At 42.2% G+C, this 600-nt stretch carries 1 pseudogene; it reads right to left on the bottom strand.

The window, feature by feature from the left end:
* Window positions 1–600 (bottom strand): annotated as a pseudogene (locus RFX69_RS13115) (IS256-like element ISAba26 family transposase); the annotation flags it as partial.

Raw genomic sequence — 600 nt, 5'->3', positions numbered from 1 at the left:
CTTGTAGTCTTTCCAGCTTACAAATCTCAGGCTATTGCGTACAACATGCACAATACACAGTTGAATATCAGTATGAGGGTAAACAGAGGCTATCGCGTCAGGAAAGCCTTTTAATCCATCTACACAGGCAACAAGAATGTCCTGTACTCCTCGATTTTTTAGCTCTGTCATGACTGACAGCCAGAATTTGGCACCTTCTGTCTGAGCAATCCACATACCCAGTAATTCTTTTTGCCCATCCATATTGATGCCTAAAGCAAGGTATACGGACTTGTTAATCACATTGGAGTGCTGACGGACTTTGACAACAATACAGTCAAGATAGACAACAGGATAAAGGCTATCTAAGGCTCTATTTTGCCACTCAGTCACTTGCTCAATCACAGCATCGGTAACTTTGCTGATGAGAGATGCTGACACATCGGCATCGTACATTTCTTTGAAGAAGGCTACAATTTCCCTATTAGTCATTCCTTTTGCATACAGTGAGAGGATTTGGTCATCCATACTGGTGATGCGTGTTTGGTGCTTTTTGATAATTTGTGGCTCAAATGAACCTTCTCGATCACGGGGAATATCTAAAGCCAGTTGTCCATCTTG

This window comes from Acinetobacter sp. 148 (genome assembly GCF_031196675.1).
Classification (GTDB): domain Bacteria; phylum Pseudomonadota; class Gammaproteobacteria; order Pseudomonadales; family Moraxellaceae; genus Acinetobacter; species Acinetobacter baumannii.
Note: the sequence above shows the minus strand (reverse complement) of the source record. Positions and strands in the feature narration are given on the sequence as shown.